The sequence below is a fragment of the Guyparkeria sp. genome (assembly GCF_046545975.1).
GTDB lineage: Bacteria > Pseudomonadota > Gammaproteobacteria > Halothiobacillales > Halothiobacillaceae > Guyparkeria.
The window spans coordinates 1-15,284 of the sequence record NZ_JBKGYT010000002.1; the positions used below are offsets into that span (position 1 = coordinate 1).

13 protein-coding genes are annotated in these 15,284 nt (G+C 67.3%); 5 read left to right on the forward strand and 8 right to left on the reverse strand.

Features of this window, described 5'->3' with window-relative positions:
* The 6 genes from ACLFMY_RS00320 to ACLFMY_RS00345 form a co-directional block, all read right to left on the reverse strand.
* Nucleotides 1-419 (reverse strand): c-type cytochrome (locus tag ACLFMY_RS00320; protein ID WP_410762516.1); only part of this gene is annotated, 419 nt, incomplete at its 3' end.
* Nucleotides 420-630: 211 nt separating this feature from the next.
* Nucleotides 631-1,473: a dihydropteroate synthase gene (gene folP, locus ACLFMY_RS00325; protein WP_410762517.1), complete on the reverse strand. Its 843-nt coding sequence runs from the start codon at nucleotides 1,471-1,473 to the stop codon at nucleotides 631-633.
* Entirely contained in the window at nucleotides 1,470-3,485 is a 2,016-nt protein-coding gene (ftsH, locus tag ACLFMY_RS00330) for an ATP-dependent zinc metalloprotease FtsH (protein ID WP_410762518.1), read from the reverse strand. Before ftsH ends, folP begins: the two co-directional genes overlap by 4 nt.
* Nucleotides 3,486-3,577: 92 nt before the next feature.
* Nucleotides 3,578-4,201, reverse strand: a complete 624-nt coding sequence (rlmE, locus tag ACLFMY_RS00335) for a 23S rRNA (uridine(2552)-2'-O)-methyltransferase RlmE (protein WP_410762519.1) — start codon at nucleotides 4,199-4,201, stop codon at nucleotides 3,578-3,580.
* Between the two features lie 104 nt (nucleotides 4,202-4,305).
* The gene (locus ACLFMY_RS00340; protein WP_410762520.1) at nucleotides 4,306-4,791 is read right to left on the reverse strand and encodes a copper chaperone PCu(A)C; all 486 of its coding nucleotides are present in this window, start codon (nucleotides 4,789-4,791) and stop codon (nucleotides 4,306-4,308) included.
* Nucleotides 4,788-5,426, reverse strand: a complete 639-nt coding sequence (locus tag ACLFMY_RS00345) for an SCO family protein (protein ID WP_410762521.1) — start codon at nucleotides 5,424-5,426, stop codon at nucleotides 4,788-4,790. The genes ACLFMY_RS00340 and ACLFMY_RS00345 overlap by 4 nt, the downstream gene beginning before the upstream one ends.
* A 133-nt stretch (nucleotides 5,427-5,559) precedes the next feature.
* Here ACLFMY_RS00345 and yhbY point away from each other — a divergent pair, with 133 nt between their 5' ends.
* The 5 genes from yhbY to ACLFMY_RS00370 all read left to right on the forward strand — a co-directional run bounded on the left by yhbY (nucleotide 5,560) and on the right by ACLFMY_RS00370 (nucleotide 12,666).
* Nucleotides 5,560-5,868 (forward strand): ribosome assembly RNA-binding protein YhbY, encoded by a 309-nt coding sequence (gene yhbY, locus ACLFMY_RS00350; RefSeq protein ID WP_410762522.1) that lies wholly within the window; start codon nucleotides 5,560-5,562, stop codon nucleotides 5,866-5,868.
* Entirely contained in the window at nucleotides 5,865-6,545 is a 681-nt protein-coding gene (gene aat / locus ACLFMY_RS00355; protein ID WP_410762523.1) for a leucyl/phenylalanyl-tRNA--protein transferase, read from the forward strand. The genes yhbY and aat overlap by 4 nt, the downstream gene beginning before the upstream one ends.
* Before the next feature lie 62 nt (nucleotides 6,546-6,607).
* Nucleotides 6,608-8,605 carry a cation:proton antiporter gene (locus tag ACLFMY_RS00360; protein ID WP_410762524.1) on the forward strand — a complete coding sequence of 666 codons (1,998 nt, stop codon included), beginning with the start codon at nucleotides 6,608-6,610 and terminating at the stop codon, nucleotides 8,603-8,605.
* Between the two features lie 120 nt (nucleotides 8,606-8,725).
* The gene (mfd, locus tag ACLFMY_RS00365; protein WP_410762525.1) at nucleotides 8,726-12,202 is read left to right on the forward strand and encodes a transcription-repair coupling factor; all 3,477 of its coding nucleotides are present in this window, start codon (nucleotides 8,726-8,728) and stop codon (nucleotides 12,200-12,202) included.
* Entirely contained in the window at nucleotides 12,199-12,666 is a 468-nt protein-coding gene (locus tag ACLFMY_RS00370; protein ID WP_410762526.1) for an RDD family protein, read from the forward strand. Before mfd ends, ACLFMY_RS00370 begins: the two co-directional genes overlap by 4 nt.
* A 128-nt stretch (nucleotides 12,667-12,794) precedes the next feature.
* Here the strand turns inward: ACLFMY_RS00370 and ftsZ are convergent, their stop codons facing one another.
* Complete coding sequence (gene ftsZ / locus ACLFMY_RS00375) at nucleotides 12,795-13,961, reverse strand: cell division protein FtsZ (protein ID WP_410762527.1); 1,167 nt, start codon at nucleotides 13,959-13,961, stop codon at nucleotides 12,795-12,797.
* A gap of 35 nt (nucleotides 13,962-13,996) precedes the next feature.
* The gene (gene ftsA, locus ACLFMY_RS00380; protein ID WP_410762528.1) at nucleotides 13,997-15,241 is read right to left on the reverse strand and encodes a cell division protein FtsA; all 1,245 of its coding nucleotides are present in this window, start codon (nucleotides 15,239-15,241) and stop codon (nucleotides 13,997-13,999) included.
* Nucleotides 15,242-15,284 lie beyond the last annotated feature (43 nt).

Here is a 15,284-nt window from a genome sequence, read left to right on the forward strand (position 1 = left end):
TCGTCCTTCTCGGACTTGGCCTGATCGTCATCCTTGTCGCTGTCGTCCTTGTCGCCTTCGTCACCGCCCCCACCGAACTCTTCGGCGATGTAGGCAGCCAGGTCGGCGATATCGCCGTCGGACAGGTCCGAGGCGTTCGGCGCCATGGTGTCAAAACGGTCGCCAAGCCCTTCTTCCTTGAGATAGTCCTTGTCACCTTCACGGTAGGCGGTCAGCTTCTTGGCGGTCTCCTCCTCACCCAAGCCGGTCATCTTCGGGAAGGCTCCGCCCTGACCAGCACCGTCGGCGCCATGACAGGACGCACAGGAGGCGTACTTTTCCTTGCCAGCAGCCGGGTCACCGGCGGCATGACCCATCAACGGGGCGGCAAGCGCTCCACTGGCGGCAAGGGCGATGAGTGAACGACGCATCTGTTTCATGATTTCTACTCTCAACTGTTGCGCCGCGGCCTACCCTGGATGACCGTCTCCCGGCGTGTCGGACACCCCGGGGAGAAAAGCGGCCGGGCGGCCTTGCGGCGATTTACAAGTCAACCAAATTAACCCCGCGGGGAAACTATCAGAAAACACTAATGCAATCCAAGATAAACACGCTTATGCAGCAAAAGGTGATTTTCTCAGGTCCGGCAGTTCAAACGACGCGGCCCGAGTCACGGGTCGCCGCCCAGACGGCAAGGGCGTCGCGCGTGGCCTCCACGTCATGCACCCGCAGCACGCGCGCACCCCGTTCGGCGGCCAGTAGCGCTGCCGCGGCGCTGCCGGTCGCGCGGCGCTCCACCGGCTCGCCGGTGGCGTCACCGATCATCCGCTTGCGCGACATCCCCACCAGCAGGGGCACGCCGAGGCATTCGAACTCCTCGAGGCGGCGCAACATCGTGAAGTTCTGCTCCGTGGTCTTGGCAAAACCGAAACCCGGGTCGACCAGCACCCGATCAAGGGGTACGCCGCCGCTTTGAAGCCGGTCGATGCGGTCGGCGAGGAAGTCGATCACGTCCCGCACCACGTCATCATAGTCGGTTCGGCTCGCCATCGTGCCCGGCTCGCCCCGCATGTGCATGACGCACACCGAGGCGCCGGAGGCGGCCGCGGCCTCAAGCGCACCCGGACGGGATAGTGCACGGACGTCGTTGATCAGGCAGGCCCCGACATCGGTCGCGCGGGACATCACGACAGGGGAACTGGTATCGATGGAAACGGGGCAATGGAGATCGCGTTCGATCGCCTCGATGACCGGCATGACGCGGCCGAGCTCCTCGTCGACCGACACATGCTCGGCGCCAGGTCGGGTGGATTCGCCCCCGACGTCGATCAGGTCCGCACCGGACTCCAGCATGGCCTCGGCGGCGGCCAGCGCCTTGTCGACGCTGTTCCAGCGGCCACCATCCGAAAAGGAATCCGGCGTGGCGTTGAGGATGCCCATGATCAGCGGGCGGTCGGCCCGCCAGTCGGGGCATGGCGCGCCGGTCGAGCTCATCCGCCTCGCGGTCCGCCACCGACCGGACTGCCGTCGGGAGCACGGTCCCCGTCGTCGCGACCGTCGGGCTCGCCACGATCGCCACCCTGGACGTCATCGCCCCGACCGGACTCGGCGTCGGCTTGCTCATCGGTGTCCGCCGCCGCGCCGGATCCCGGCGGCTGCTGGTCGGATTCCGACTTGCCCGTGTCCCAGTCCGCCGGCTCGCGCACCGGGCGACGCTCCATCAGGTCATCGATCTGGCCGGAGTCGATCGTCTCGTACTTCATCAGCGCATCGGCCATCGCGTGCAGGATGTCCATGTTGTCCACCAGGATCTGGTGGCAGCGCTGGTAGTTGCGGTCGATGACCTGCTTGATCTCGGCGTCGATGATCTCCTTGGTCTCGTCCGAGAAGTGGCCGCCCGAGGCCTGGCGCCCCATGAACGGATCCGCGTCCTCCTCCGAGTAGTAGAGCGTGCCGAGTTTCTCGGACATGCCCCACTTGGTGACCATGTTCCGGGCGAGTTCGGTGGCCCGCTCGATGTCGTTGGACGCCCCGGTGGTCACCGCCTCGTCGCCGAAGATGAGTTCCTCGGCGATCCGCCCGCCGAACAGGCTGGAGATGTTCGATTCGAGCTTGCGCTTGGAATAGCTGTAGCGATCCTGGTCGGGCAGGAACATGGTGATCCCGAGCGCCCGGCCGCGCGGGATGATCGAGACCTTGTAGACCGGGTCGTGCTCGGGCACCAGGCGCCCCACGATCGCGTGACCCGCCTCGTGGTAGGCGGTCAGCTTCTTCTCGTCCTCGCTCATCACCATGGATTTCCTTTCCGCACCCATGATGATCTTGTCCTTGGCCCGCTCGAGGTCGGCCATCGTGACCTCGGGCTTGCTCGCACGTGCGGCGAACAGCGCCGCCTCGTTGACGACGTTCGCCAAGTCCGCCCCGGAGAAGCCGGGCGTGCCGCGGGCAATGATGGAGGGATCGACGTCCTTCGCCGCCGGCACCTTGCGCAGGTGGACCTTGAGGATCTGCTCGCGACCACGGACGTCCGGCAGGCCGACGACCACCTGGCGGTCGAAGCGGCCCGGACGCAGCAGTGCCTTGTCGAGCACGTCGGCCCGGTTGGTCGCGGCGATCACGATGACGCCCTCGTTGCCCTCGAAGCCGTCCATTTCGACCAGCAGCTGGTTGAGGGTCTGCTCGCGCTCGTCGTGGCCGCCGCCCATGCCGGCGCCACGGGTCCGGCCCACAGCGTCGATCTCGTCGATGAAGATGATGCAGGGCGCGTGCTTCTTCGCCTGCTCGAACATGTCACGGACACGCGAGGCGCCCACGCCGACGAACATCTCGACGAAGTCCGAGCCGGAAATGGAGAAGAACGGCACCTTGGCCTCGCCGGCGACCGCCTTGGCCAGCAGCGTCTTGCCGGTACCCGGCGGGCCGACCATCAGCACGCCGCGCGGGATCGCGCCGCCCAGGCGCTGGAACTTGCCCGGGTCCTTGAGGAAATCGACCAGCTCGACCACTTCCTCCTTGGCCTCGTCGGCACCGGCCACATCGCTGAACGTGACCTTGACCTGGTCCTCGCTCATCAGCTTGGCCTTGGACTTACCGAAGCTCATCGCGCCGCGGCCGCCCCCGCCCTGCATCTGCCGCATGAAGAAGATCCAGATGGCGATCAGCAGGATGAACGGGAACCACTGGATGAAGATCGTCATCAGCAGCGACGGCTCCTCCGGTTCCTTGGCATTGATCTTCACGTTGTTGTCGAGCAGATCGCCGACCAGGGCACGGTTGTCGGTTTCCGGGCTGTAGGTCTCGAAGCGACTACCCCCGCCGGTCACGCCCTTGACGGTCTGCCCCTCGATGGTGACCGACTCGATGTTGCCGCGCTTCACGTCCTGGATGAAGTCCGAGTACGGCATCGCCGTGGCGGTGGTCGCGCGCTGATCGAAGCTGTTGAACACCGTCATCAGCACGACGGCGATCACTACCCAGATCAGGATGTTCTTGGTCAAGTCGTTCAAGGCAACACCTCTGCCAGCAGTCATCGCAACAATGGCCGGTACACGACGATCCGTGTCCGGCCAGCGATGACGTAATCATTTATTCGGATACCTTATATCAGGCGCTTTCCGGTTGCCACCAGATACACCTCGCGCGAGCGCGGACGGGAAGCCTTCGGCTTGCGGACCACCACCCGGTCGAAGCGCTGCCGGACTTCCCTGACGTACTCGTCGAAGCCCTCCCCCTGGAAAAGCTTGGTGACGAAGGCACCCTTCGCCTTGAGCATCCGATCACAGAAGTCCAGTGCAAGTTCCGCCAAGTACATCGACCGGGGGATATCCACCGAGTCCAGTCCACTCATGTTGGGGGCCATGTCGGAAAGGACAAGGTCGACTTCCGTCTCGCCGAGGGCGGCCTCCAGTTCCTCGAGCACGGCGTCCTCGGTGAAGTCGCCCTGCAGCACGGTGGTGTGGGCGAAGTGGTCCATCGGCAGGAGGTCGAGGGCGAACACGTGACCCTTCGGACCGACGACCTGGGCGGCATACTGCGTCCAGCCGCCGGGCGCCGCGCCCAGGTCGACCACCGTCATGCCGGGGCGCAGGAAGCGGTCGCGCTCGTTGAGCTCGATCAGCTTGTAGACGGCACGCGAGCGCCAGCCCTCGCGCTGGGCCTTCTGCACGAACTCGTCGCGAAAATGTTCGGCAAGCCAACGCTTGCTACTGACCGAACGGGCCATGGTCGTCTCCGGGCGGCATGTAAAAAAACCGGGGGCCGGGATTATCCCCGATTGCCCCCGGCCGCCCAAATCGCCGTTGCCCGCCTCGAGGGCGGGCGCGTCGCTCAGTGCATGTGGCCGCCACCACCCATCGCCTTGTCCCGAGGCCTGATCGGGGCCTCCACCTCGAGCTGGCTGCCGTCGCCGAGGCCGAGATCGATGACCACCGTTTCGCCCTCCTCCAGCGACCGCTCCGGGCCGATCAGCATCACGTGGTAGCCACCCGGCGCCAGCGACACCGTCTCCCCGGCCGGCACCGTGATGCGGTCCTGCTCGATCATCCGGTGCATGCCGTCCTCGTTGACCGACTCGTGCAGTTCCACGGCCTTGAACCCCTCGGCATCCGCCGACACCACGTCGACCGGCTCGTCACCGGGGTTGTGCAGTTGCATGAAGGCCGCCGTGGCATGCGCCCCCGGCGGGGTCAACGCCACCCAGGGCTTCTGCACGTCGAGTTCGGCCGCCTGGGCGACAGCGGCGCTCGCCAGCAGGGAGGCCCCCATCAGCAGACCGGTGAATCGAACTCCCGCGAAATGCGTCATCTTCATCATTCTTTCACCTCTGACATGAAATCCTCGAGCACATCGACGATCGCGCCGGTGTCATGCGGGCCCGGCAGCAGCGCCAGCATCCGTCCGTCCGGGTCGATCAGCCGGAAGCTCGTGTCGTGGTCGACGTTATAGCCGACGTCTCCTTCCTCGTGGTCCTCGATGCGGTAGCCCGCCTTGACGGTCGATGTCACCGCGTCGATCGCCTCCCGCGTCCCGGTCACCGGCACGAACTCGTCCGAGTAGAAGGCCGTGTACTTCGCCAGGTGGGCCGGGCTGTCACGTTCCGGGTCCACGGAAAGGAACACCACCTGCCAGTCCACCTCCGGCAGGCGTTCCTCAAGTTCCGGGAGAAGGCGGGACAATTGCCCGAGTTCGGTGGGACAGACGTCCGGGCAGTAGCTGTACCCGACGTAGAACAGCGTCCAGCGATCGTCGAACAACTGGTCGGTCGAGACGGCGCCGTCCACGGATTCAAGCTCCGCGGACGGCACGGGAACGGGCTGTTCGGGCGTGCGCAGCACCAGCGGATCCGGCGTTTCGTAGGCGGACAGCCCGCCATCCGCCTCGTCGGGCGAGCAGCCCGGAAGCAGCGGCAGGGCTAGCAGGGAGAGCAGAAGGATACGGATCGTGCGCATGGTTCGAGATGTCTCGGATTGGCCGGCAGGAACGTAGCCGTTAAACTGCCGGGCAACCCGCGCCATTTCAATGTGTGATTTCACACAACACGGTGCGCGGCTATCGCCCGACCATCGAGGAAACCATACCGACATGACCCTTACCGCCCGGCAGAGACAGTACCTTCGCTCTGAGGCCCATCATCTCAAGCCTGTCGTCCTGCTCGGTCAGCATGGGCTCACCGATGCAGTCCTCGCCGAGATCGACCAGGCCCTCCAGACGCACGAACTGATCAAGGTGCGTATCCCCGGCGTGGATCGAGAGGAAAAGCGCGGGATCACCGAGGCGATCACCGCGGCCACCGGCGCGACCCTGGTGCAGACCGTGGGGCACGTCGCCGTCCTGTTCCGCCCGCACGAGAAGAACTCCGAGTACCCCCTCCCCCGCGCCAAGGGAAAATGATCCCGCTGCTCGGACCCGACCCGGGCAGCTTTCCGCCCGAATCCTGGGCACTGAACGAGCCCAACGGCCTGCTGGCCGCCGGCGGCGACCTCTCGGTGGAACGACTGCTGGCCGCCTACTGTCGCGGCATCTTTCCCTGGTTCAGCCGGGGCGACCCGATCCTGTGGTGGAGCCCCGATCCGCGCACGCTGTTCGTCCCCGAGCGGTTCCACGTCTCGCGGAGCCTCGCCAAGTGGCGCCGGCAGGAACGCTACCGGGTGACGGCCGACACCGCCTTCGCCGCCGTCGTCGACGGCTGTGCCGCGCCCCGTGGCGACGATCCGGAGACCTGGATCGTCCCCGAGATGCGCGAGGCCTTCGTCGCACTGCACGAGGCCGGGCACGCCCGCTCAGTGGAAGTCTGGGACGACACGAGGCTGGTCGGCGGACTGTTCGGCACGCAGATTGGGCGGGCCGCCTTCGGCGAGTCCATGTTCAGCCACGCGCCCAACGCCTCGAAGTTCGCCCTGGCCGCCATCCTGGTCGACCGCATCTGGGGGAGCATCGACTTCCTCGACACGCAGTTCAGCACCGCCCACCTGCTGCGCCTGGGCGCCGAGGAAGTGCCCCGCGACGAATTCCGGCGGCGGCTCGACGCTGCCACGGCCGGCACGGGAATCTGTGATAAAACCTCCTGAGCGCATGCCGTCCTCGTTGCCCGAGGGCACAGGGAAAAACGACAAGGAATAGAGACTCCGCCGTGCAAACCGACACTACGGGTATCCTGCTGACACTCCTCCTGATCTCGGTGGTGGCCGTGGTGGCGCTGCGGCGGATCAACCTGCCGGCCATCCTCGGCTACCTCGCCGTGGGGGTGCTCGCCGGCCCGCACGCCCTGGGCCTGGTCCGCGACATCCACGACATCCACCTGATCGCCGAATTCGGCGTGGTCTTCCTCCTGTTCATGCTCGGCCTGGAGTTCTCCCTGCCCAGGCTGGTGTCCATGCGCCGGGCGGTGGTGGGCATGGGCGGCGCGCAGGTAATGCTGACGGCGGTCATCACCGGTGGCGCCGCGCTGATGATGGGATTTTCGCCGGCGGCGGCCTTCACGCTGGCCGGGGTGATGACGGTCTCATCCACCGCGATCGTCATCCGCCAGCTGGGCGAACAGCTCGAGATCAACTCGCGGCACGGCAACAACGCCGTCGGCATCCTGCTCTTCCAGGACCTGGCGGTCATTCCCTTCCTCATCATCATCCCGGTCCTCGGGGTGCAGGGGGCCGCCGACGATGCCGCCAACCTGACACTGGAGATCACCTTCACGCTGGGGGCCGGCGTGCTCGCCGCGATCCTCCTGTTCTTCGGTGGGCGCTGGGTGCTGCGCCCGCTGTTCCGCGAGATCGCCAAGTCGCGGTCGGCCGAGCTGTTCACGCTGGCCGTGCTGCTGACGGTGCTCGGCGCGGGCTGGCTGACCAACAGCGCCGGACTGTCCTGGGAACTGGGCGCCTTCCTCGCCGGTATCGCGCTGTCCGAGACCCAGTACAAGCACCAGATCGAGGCCGACATCCGCCCCTTCCGCGACGTGCTGCTGGGCCTGTTCTTCATCACCATCGGCATGATGCTCAACGTCGGCGGGCTGGCGGAGATCTTCCACTGGGTCCTGGTCTTCCTGGCGATCCTGATCCTTGCCAAGACCCTGATCATCTTCCTGATCGGCCGGGCCATGGGCGAAGCCCCCGGCGTGGCGCTGCGCACCGGCCTGGTGCTGGCGCAGGGCGGGGAGTTCGGCTTCGCCATGCTCTCGATCGCCAACCCCGACCTGATGACCGCAAGCGAGCGCCAGATCGTGCTGGCCACGGTGATCTTCTCGATGGTCCTCACCCCGATCCTGGTCAAGTACAACGGCCTGATCGCGAAGTATCTCGTGCCCGGTTACGCGCGCGGACGTCGCGAGCACGCCGTCGAGATCCGGCAGGACACCAGCGACCTGCGCGATCACGTGGTCGTCTGCGGCTTCGGCCGCGTCGGTCAGAACGTCGCGCGCCTGCTGAGCAGCGAGGGCATCGACTACACCGCGATCGAGGTCGACCCGGACATCGTCCAGCAGGCGAACGAGGCCGGCCTGCGCGTCTACTTCGGCAACTCCACCCACCTGGACATCCTGCAGTCGGCCGGCCTGGACCGCGCCCGGGCACTGGTGCTGACACACCTCGACGATGCCTCGACCATCAAGACCATCGAGATCGTGCGGGGGACGAACCGTGACATCCCGATCATCGTGCGCACGCGCACCGACGAGCATCTCGACCGGATCCACGACGCCGGCGCCACCGAGGTCGTGGCCAGCGTCTACGAGATGAGCCTTGCCCTGGGCGGCCACGTGCTGCGCACGCTGCGGGTGCCGATCAGCAAGATCCTGCGCCAGATGGAAGAGATCCGCCGGGAGGACTACGCCCCTCTCCGGCACACCTTTCACGGAGACCGGGCCCGGGACGAGAACGACTTCGCCCCGCTCGCTCCGCGCACCCTCAAGAACGTCACGCTGGTGCCCGGCGCGAAGTCCGTCGGCCAGCGACTGGGCGACGTGCTGCCGCGGGACGGCTCGGTGGTGGTCGATGCCATCAACCGTCACGGGATCCGGGGAGAGAGCCCCGATGAGGGGGTGGTGCTGCAGGAGGATGACGTCCTCACCCTCTACGGCGCCCCCGAGGCACTGGACATGGCCGAGGAGTGCCTGCTGACCGGACGCCCGGGCTGAACCGCCGCCCCAGATGGAGCCCAGGCCGTGCACCGGCGGCTCAAATGGGCCACAATCAGCGCCTTCCACGCGCCGACGGCGCGGATTCCAGCCTGCACGTAATGCCGCCGAATGCCTGTCATGAGCGACTCGAAGCCCGTCCCCGCCCAACCGAAGAACGCCGGTGACCCGATCTACCTGCGGGTACACACCGACCTGGGCCGCGCCCTCGCCGCGCGCCTGGCCATGGAAACGGCGCGCCGCCCCCTGCTGGCCGTCCTGCCGGACAGCCGCCACGTCAACGACGCGCAAGCAGCCCTGGCGTTTCTCGGCATCGAGACCACGGTCTTCCCCGACTGGGAGGTCCTGCCCTACGATCGTTTCTCACCCCACCAGGACCTGATCTCCGACCGGCTCTCCCGGCTCTGGCGCCTGCCGCGGGAAACCTCCGGCCTGACCCTGATCGCCGCGCCGACGCTGCTACAGCGACTGCCGCCACCGGAGTTCGTCGCCGGTCAGGGCATGGTGCTGGAGGTCGGCCAGACGCTCGACCGCGAGGCCTATCGCCGGCAGCTCGAGGCCGCCGGCTACAGCCTGGTCTCCCAGGTCCAGCAGCACGGCGAGTACGCACTGCGCGGAGGGCTGGTCGACGTCTTCCCGATGGGGGCCGAGGAACCGGTACGCATCGACCTGTTCGACGACGAGATCGAGACCCTGCGCCACTTCGATCCCGAGTCGCAGCGCTCCACCGAAACGGTCGCCGAGATCACCCTGCTGCCGGCCCGCGAGTACCCACTGACCGACAAGGGCATCCGCACCTTCCGGCAGAACTGGCGCAACACCTTTTCCGGCGACCCCACCCGGTCACCGATCTACCGCCAGGTGTCCGAGGGGCTGGTGCCGGCGGGCATCGAGAGCTACCTGCCCCTGTTCTTCGAACAGACCGCCACGCTGTTCGACTACCTCCCCCGGGACGCTCGACTGATGCTGTTCGACGCCGTCCCCGAGGCGATCGAGCGCTTCGTCACGGAGACGGCCGACCGCTTCGCCCAGCGATCGGGCGACGTCGACCATCCCATCCTGCGACCCGAGGCGCTCTACCAGACACCCGGGGAATTCGAGGAGCAGGTCGTCGCCCGCCCGCGCTGGCAGCTGGTCGCCGGTGACGACGACCGCTTCCCGCAGGCCGCCGACCTGGGCGACCGCTCCCTGCCCGACCTGTCGGCCGGCAGTGCCTCGCAGGCCGCGGTGATCGAGCGCCTGGCCGGCTTCGTGCGCCAGTTCGAGGGTCGCACCCTCCTGGTGGCCGAAAGCAGCGGACGCCGGCAGGCACTGATCGAGCAGGCCACCGCCACCGGGCTGAGCACTGCGGCCATCGAGGGCTGGCAGCAGGGAGGCCGCGAGTCGGAAGCCGAGCTGGACGTGGCGGTCGCCGAACTCGAGCACGGCGCGATCCTTCCCGGCGACACCGGACCCGTTGCCGTCATCAGCGAGATCGACCTGTTCGCCGAGCGGGTGGCCCAGCGCCGGGCGAAGGCGCGGCGCGGCCGCGATGCCGACGCGATCATCCAGAACCTCGACGATCTGGCCATCGGCGCGCCGGTGGTGCACGAGGACCACGGCGTCGGTCGCTTCCAGGGTCTGGTCACCCTGGAGATGAACGGCCAGCCGCAGGAGTACCTGCTGCTGACCTACGCCGGCGACGACAAGCTCTACGTGCCCGTCTCCGGCCTGGAGCGCATCTCTCGCTACACCGGTGGCGCCGAGGAGACGGCGCCGCTGCACCGGCTGGGTTCCGACCAGTGGGAAAAGGCGAAGAAACGCGCCGCCCGACAGGTCCACGACGTGGCCGCGGAGCTGCTGGATATCCACGCCCGTCGCGCCAGCCGCAAGGGCACCGCGATGCGCGTCGAGGATGACGATTATCGCCAGTTCGCCGAGGAGTTCGCCTTCGAGCCCACCGACGACCAGCGACTGGCCATCGAGCAGGTGCTGACCGACATGGCCTCCTCCCAGCCGATGGACCGCGTCGTCTGCGGCGACGTGGGCTTCGGCAAGACGGAGGTGGCCATGCGCGCGGCCTTCGTCGCCGTGCAGAACGGCGCCCAGGTGGCGGTGCTGGTGCCCACCACCCTGCTCGCCGAGCAGCACATGCGCAATTTCCGCGACCGCTTCGCCAACTGGCCGGTGACCATCGAGAGCCTCTCGCGACTGTCCGGCGGCAAGAAGACCGGCGAGCTGCGCGAACGGATCAAGGCCGGCCAGGTCGACATCGTCATCGGCACGCACAAGCTGCTGCGCGATTCGCCCGAGTTCGCCAACCTCGGACTGGTGATCATCGACGAGGAACAGCGCTTCGGCGTGCGCGACAAGGAGCGCCTCAAGGCCCTGCGCGCCGAGGTGGACCTGCTCACGCTCACCGCCACCCCCATCCCGCGCACGCTCAACATGGCGCTCTCGGGGATCCGCGATCTCTCGATCATCGCCACCCCGCCGCGCGAGCGGCTCGCGGTCAAGACGGTGATCCTGCGCTGGGACGAGGTGCAGATCCGCGAGGCCATCCAGCGGGAACTCAAGCGTGGCGGACAGGTGTACTTCCTGCACAACGAGGTGCGCACCATCGAGCGCATGGCCCGAATGGTGGAGGAAATCGTGCCCGAGTCCCGGGTGAACACCGCCCACGGCCAGATGGGCGAACGGGCGCTCGAGCAGGTGATGTCGGACTTCTACCACCAGCGCTTCAACGTGCTGGTCTCGACCACGATCATCGAGTCGGGGATCGACATCCCCACGGCCAACACCATCCTCATCCACCGCGCCGACAAGTTCGGCCTGGCCCAGCTCCACCAGCTGCGCGGACGGGTGGGCCGATCGCACCACCGTGCCTATGCCTATCTGATCACCCCGGAGCCGGGCCAGCTCACCCCGGATGCGCAGAAACGGCTCGAGGCGATCGCCTCGCTGGAGGACCTCGGCGTGGGCTTCACGCTGTCCACCCACGACCTGGAGATACGCGGTGCGGGTGAACTGCTGGGATCCGGTCAGTCCGGCCAGATGCACGAGGTCGGCTACCGCTACTACATGCAGCTGCTCGACCGCGCGGTGGCCGCTATCCGCGAGGGCCGCGAACCGGAGCTCGAGGCGCCCGTGGGCAGCGTCACCACCGAGGTGGATCTGGGCGAGCCGGCACTCATCCCCGAGGACTACGTGGCGGACGTGCATACCCGCCTGACACTCTACAAGCGCCTGTCGACCGCCGTGGACGACGATGCCCTGAACGAGCTGAAGGTGGAGCTGATCGACCGCTTCGGGCTACTGCCCGAGCCGGTCACCGCCCTGATCGAGACCCACCGCCTGCGCATCCGGGCCCGCGACCTCGGCATCCGCAAGCTCGAGCTCACCGCCCGGGGTGGACGCCTTGTCTTCGGCGAGAACGCCCGGGTCGATCCCGGCAAGCTGGTGGCGGCCGTGCAGGCCGACCCACAGACCTACCGCCTGTCGGCCGACACCCTGCGATTCACCCGGGAAATGCCCACCCTCGACGAGCGGCTGGAAACCGTCCGGGCCCTGCTTGACGACCTGGCCCTCCCCCGGAACGATACCGAGACCGCGAAATGACCCAGCCGGAAACCCCAGCCACCGAGGAACGCCAGCCCGCGGAGACCGCCCCGCTGTGGCGCCGTGCCGCCGCCCTGTTCTACGACCTGCTGTTCGTGATCGCGCTGCTGATCCTGGCGACCTTCCTCGCCCTGGCCGTCACCCGCGGCGAACCGGTCCCGCCGGACGGTCCCGGCCAGTGGCTGTACCGGGCCTGGCTGCTGGCGTGGATCGCCGGCTACTTCGTCTTCTTCTGGTGCCGGGTCGGCCAGACACCGGGCATGAAGGTCTGGCGACTGCTGCTGTTGCGACAACCGCCCCGCTCCTGCGCCGGGCCGGCATTCCTACGCTTTCTCTACGGCGTGTTCAGCCTGTGCCTCGCGGGCCTGCCGTTCCTCCTCGCGCTTGCCGACGAGAAGCGGCGGACGTGGATCGACCGCAAGCTGGGCATGCGCGTGGTAAGGCTGCTGCCCAGGCGCCGCTGACCGCGTGGTGAAGGTCCGCACGCTTTGCATTCCATGAAAAAGCCCCGGGGAATCCCGTCCCCGGGGCTTTTTCGGTTCGCCTTGCGAGTTGTCGGTCGACCGGGGAGTCCCCCGGTCGTCGGCGACCTCTAGTCCGCCTGGTGACGCAGGAACGACGGGATGTCGATGGTGTCGAGGTTGATTGCCGTGTTGCCGCGATGTGCCGTGCCCGCACCGGCGGCGTAGCCCTGCTGCTGGGCCTCGGCTTCCTCGGACTCGACGGCCGGCTCCTCGCGGCGGGCGTTGTCGATCACCACGCGGGGCCTGCTCTGCCCGCCCCCGACGATGTCCTTGTTGCGCGACAGGCCCGTGGCCACCAGGGTGACCCGCAGCTGGCCATCGAGCTCGTCGTCGACGGCCGTGCCCACCTTGACCACGGCCTCGTCGCCGGCAAGCCCCTGGACCATCTCGCCGATCTCCATGAACTCGCCGATCGACAGGTCACCGTTGGAGGTGACGTTCACCAGGATGCCCTCGGCACCGGTGAGGTTGATGTCGTCGAGGAGCGGGCTGTGGATGGCCGCCTCCGCTGCCTCCGCGGCACGGTTGTCGCCGGTGCCGATGCCGGTGCCCATCATGGCCGTGCCCTTCTCGGTCATGATCGCGCGGACGTCGGCGAAGTCGAGGTTGATCTCGCCCGGGCGGGTGATCAGCTCGGAGATGCCGGCCACGGCGGTGAACAGCACCTCGTTGGCCGCGGCGAAGGCGTCCCGCAGGGCCGCCTGCTTGCCCATGACCGCGGTGAGCTGGTCATTGGGGATGACGATCAGCGAGTCGACGTTGTCCTCGAGTTCCTGGATCCCCTCCATGGCCACGGCCGTGCGCTTTCGGCCCTCGAAGGAGAACGGCCGGGTGACCACCGCGACGGTGAGGATGTTCATGTCGCGGGCGATCTGGGCGATCACCGGCGCCGCGCCGGTGCCCGTGCCGCCACCCATGCCGGTGGTGATGAACAGCATGTTGGCATCGCTGATCGCCTCCTGGATCTGCTCGCGGTCCTCGAGCGCGGCCTGCCGCCCCAGTTCCGGGTCGGCGCCGGCACCCAGCCCCTTGGTGATGTTCGCGCCGATCTGCAGCTGCGAGGGCGCGTTGCTCTTCACCAGCGCCTGGGCATCCGTGTTCGCGCTGATGTACTCGATGCCCTCGATGTTCTGGTGAACCATGTGGGCCACGGCGTTGCCGCCGCCCCCGCCGACGCCGATTACCTTGATCTTGGCGCTCTCGGTCTGCATCTCTGCCATCTTCCAATTGCTCATGGTGTCGTCTCCTTCTCGCCTGGCGTTCTTGAAAATCAGAAGTGATCGCGGAACCAGCCCTTGAGCCGTTCCAGGACATTTCCATGCATCGTCTCCGATCCATGGGCCGTGTTTTCCCTGGCCTGTTGCAGGCCGTGCAGCATCAAGCCGATACCGGCAGCATTCGCCGGGTCCGTTAGGGCATCCAGATTGCCCACCACGCCCTGGGGCGTACCCAGACGGGCAGGCATCTGCAGAAAGTCTTCGGCCAACTCGACGAAACCGGGCATCTGGGCGGTTCCCCCGGTGATCACCACCCCGGCGTTGACCATGTTCAGGTAGCCCGACTGGCGGATCTCCTCCTGCAGGTAGGAGAGCAGCTCCTCCACCCGGGGCCGGACGATGCGCATCATCGTCTCCTGCGGGATGCGCCGCGGCGGGCGCCCCGACACGCCGGGCACCTCGATCGCCCGCGAGGCCTCGCGCTCGTCGAGCGCTCCGAGGTTGGCGTGGTTGATCTTGATCTTCTCCGCCTCGGCCGGCGGCGTGGTCAGGCCGTAGGAGAGATCGTTGGTGATCTGCTCGCCGGCGATCGGCAGCACGGCCGCGTGGCGCAGCGCCCCGCCGGTGTAGATGGCCACGTCGGTCGTGCCGCCGCCGATGTCGATCAGCACCACGCCCAGCTCGCGCTCGTCGTCGTTGAGCACCGCCCGCGCGGCGGCGATCGGTTCGAGGACGGTGCCGTCGACGTGCACGTCACAGCGCTCGACGCACTTGATGATGTTCTGGACGTTGTTGGCCGCCGAGGTGACGATGTGCACGTTCGCCTCCAGCCGGTGCCCGCTCATGCCCTGCGGCTTTCTGATGCCGTCCTGGCCGTCGATGCGGAACTCCTGCGCCTCGCAGTGCAGGATCTGCTGGCCGTCGGGGATCTTCACCGCCCGGGCCGACTGGATCACCTGCGAGACGTCGGCGTCGGTGATCTCCCGGCCTCCGGTCCCGGTCATCCCCTGTGAATCCAGGCTGCGCACGTGGTCACCGGCCACGCCCACCCAGGCCGAACCGATCTCGGTGTCGGACAGCGTGGCGGCCGCGTCGATCGCCCGCTGGATCGCCATGGATGTGGACTCGATATCGACCACCGAGCCACGTCGCAGTCCCTTGTTGGTGGGGTGCGATCCGTAGCCGATCAGGCTCAGACGGCCGTCACCGTCGCACTCGCCGACCAGGGCGGCGACCTTGCTGGTGCCGATGTCCAGACCGACGACGAATTCACGCTCTCCTTTCTTCAACGCGCTCATGCTGTGTCTCTGCCCCTGGTTGCGAAGCTGCTGATAACCATGT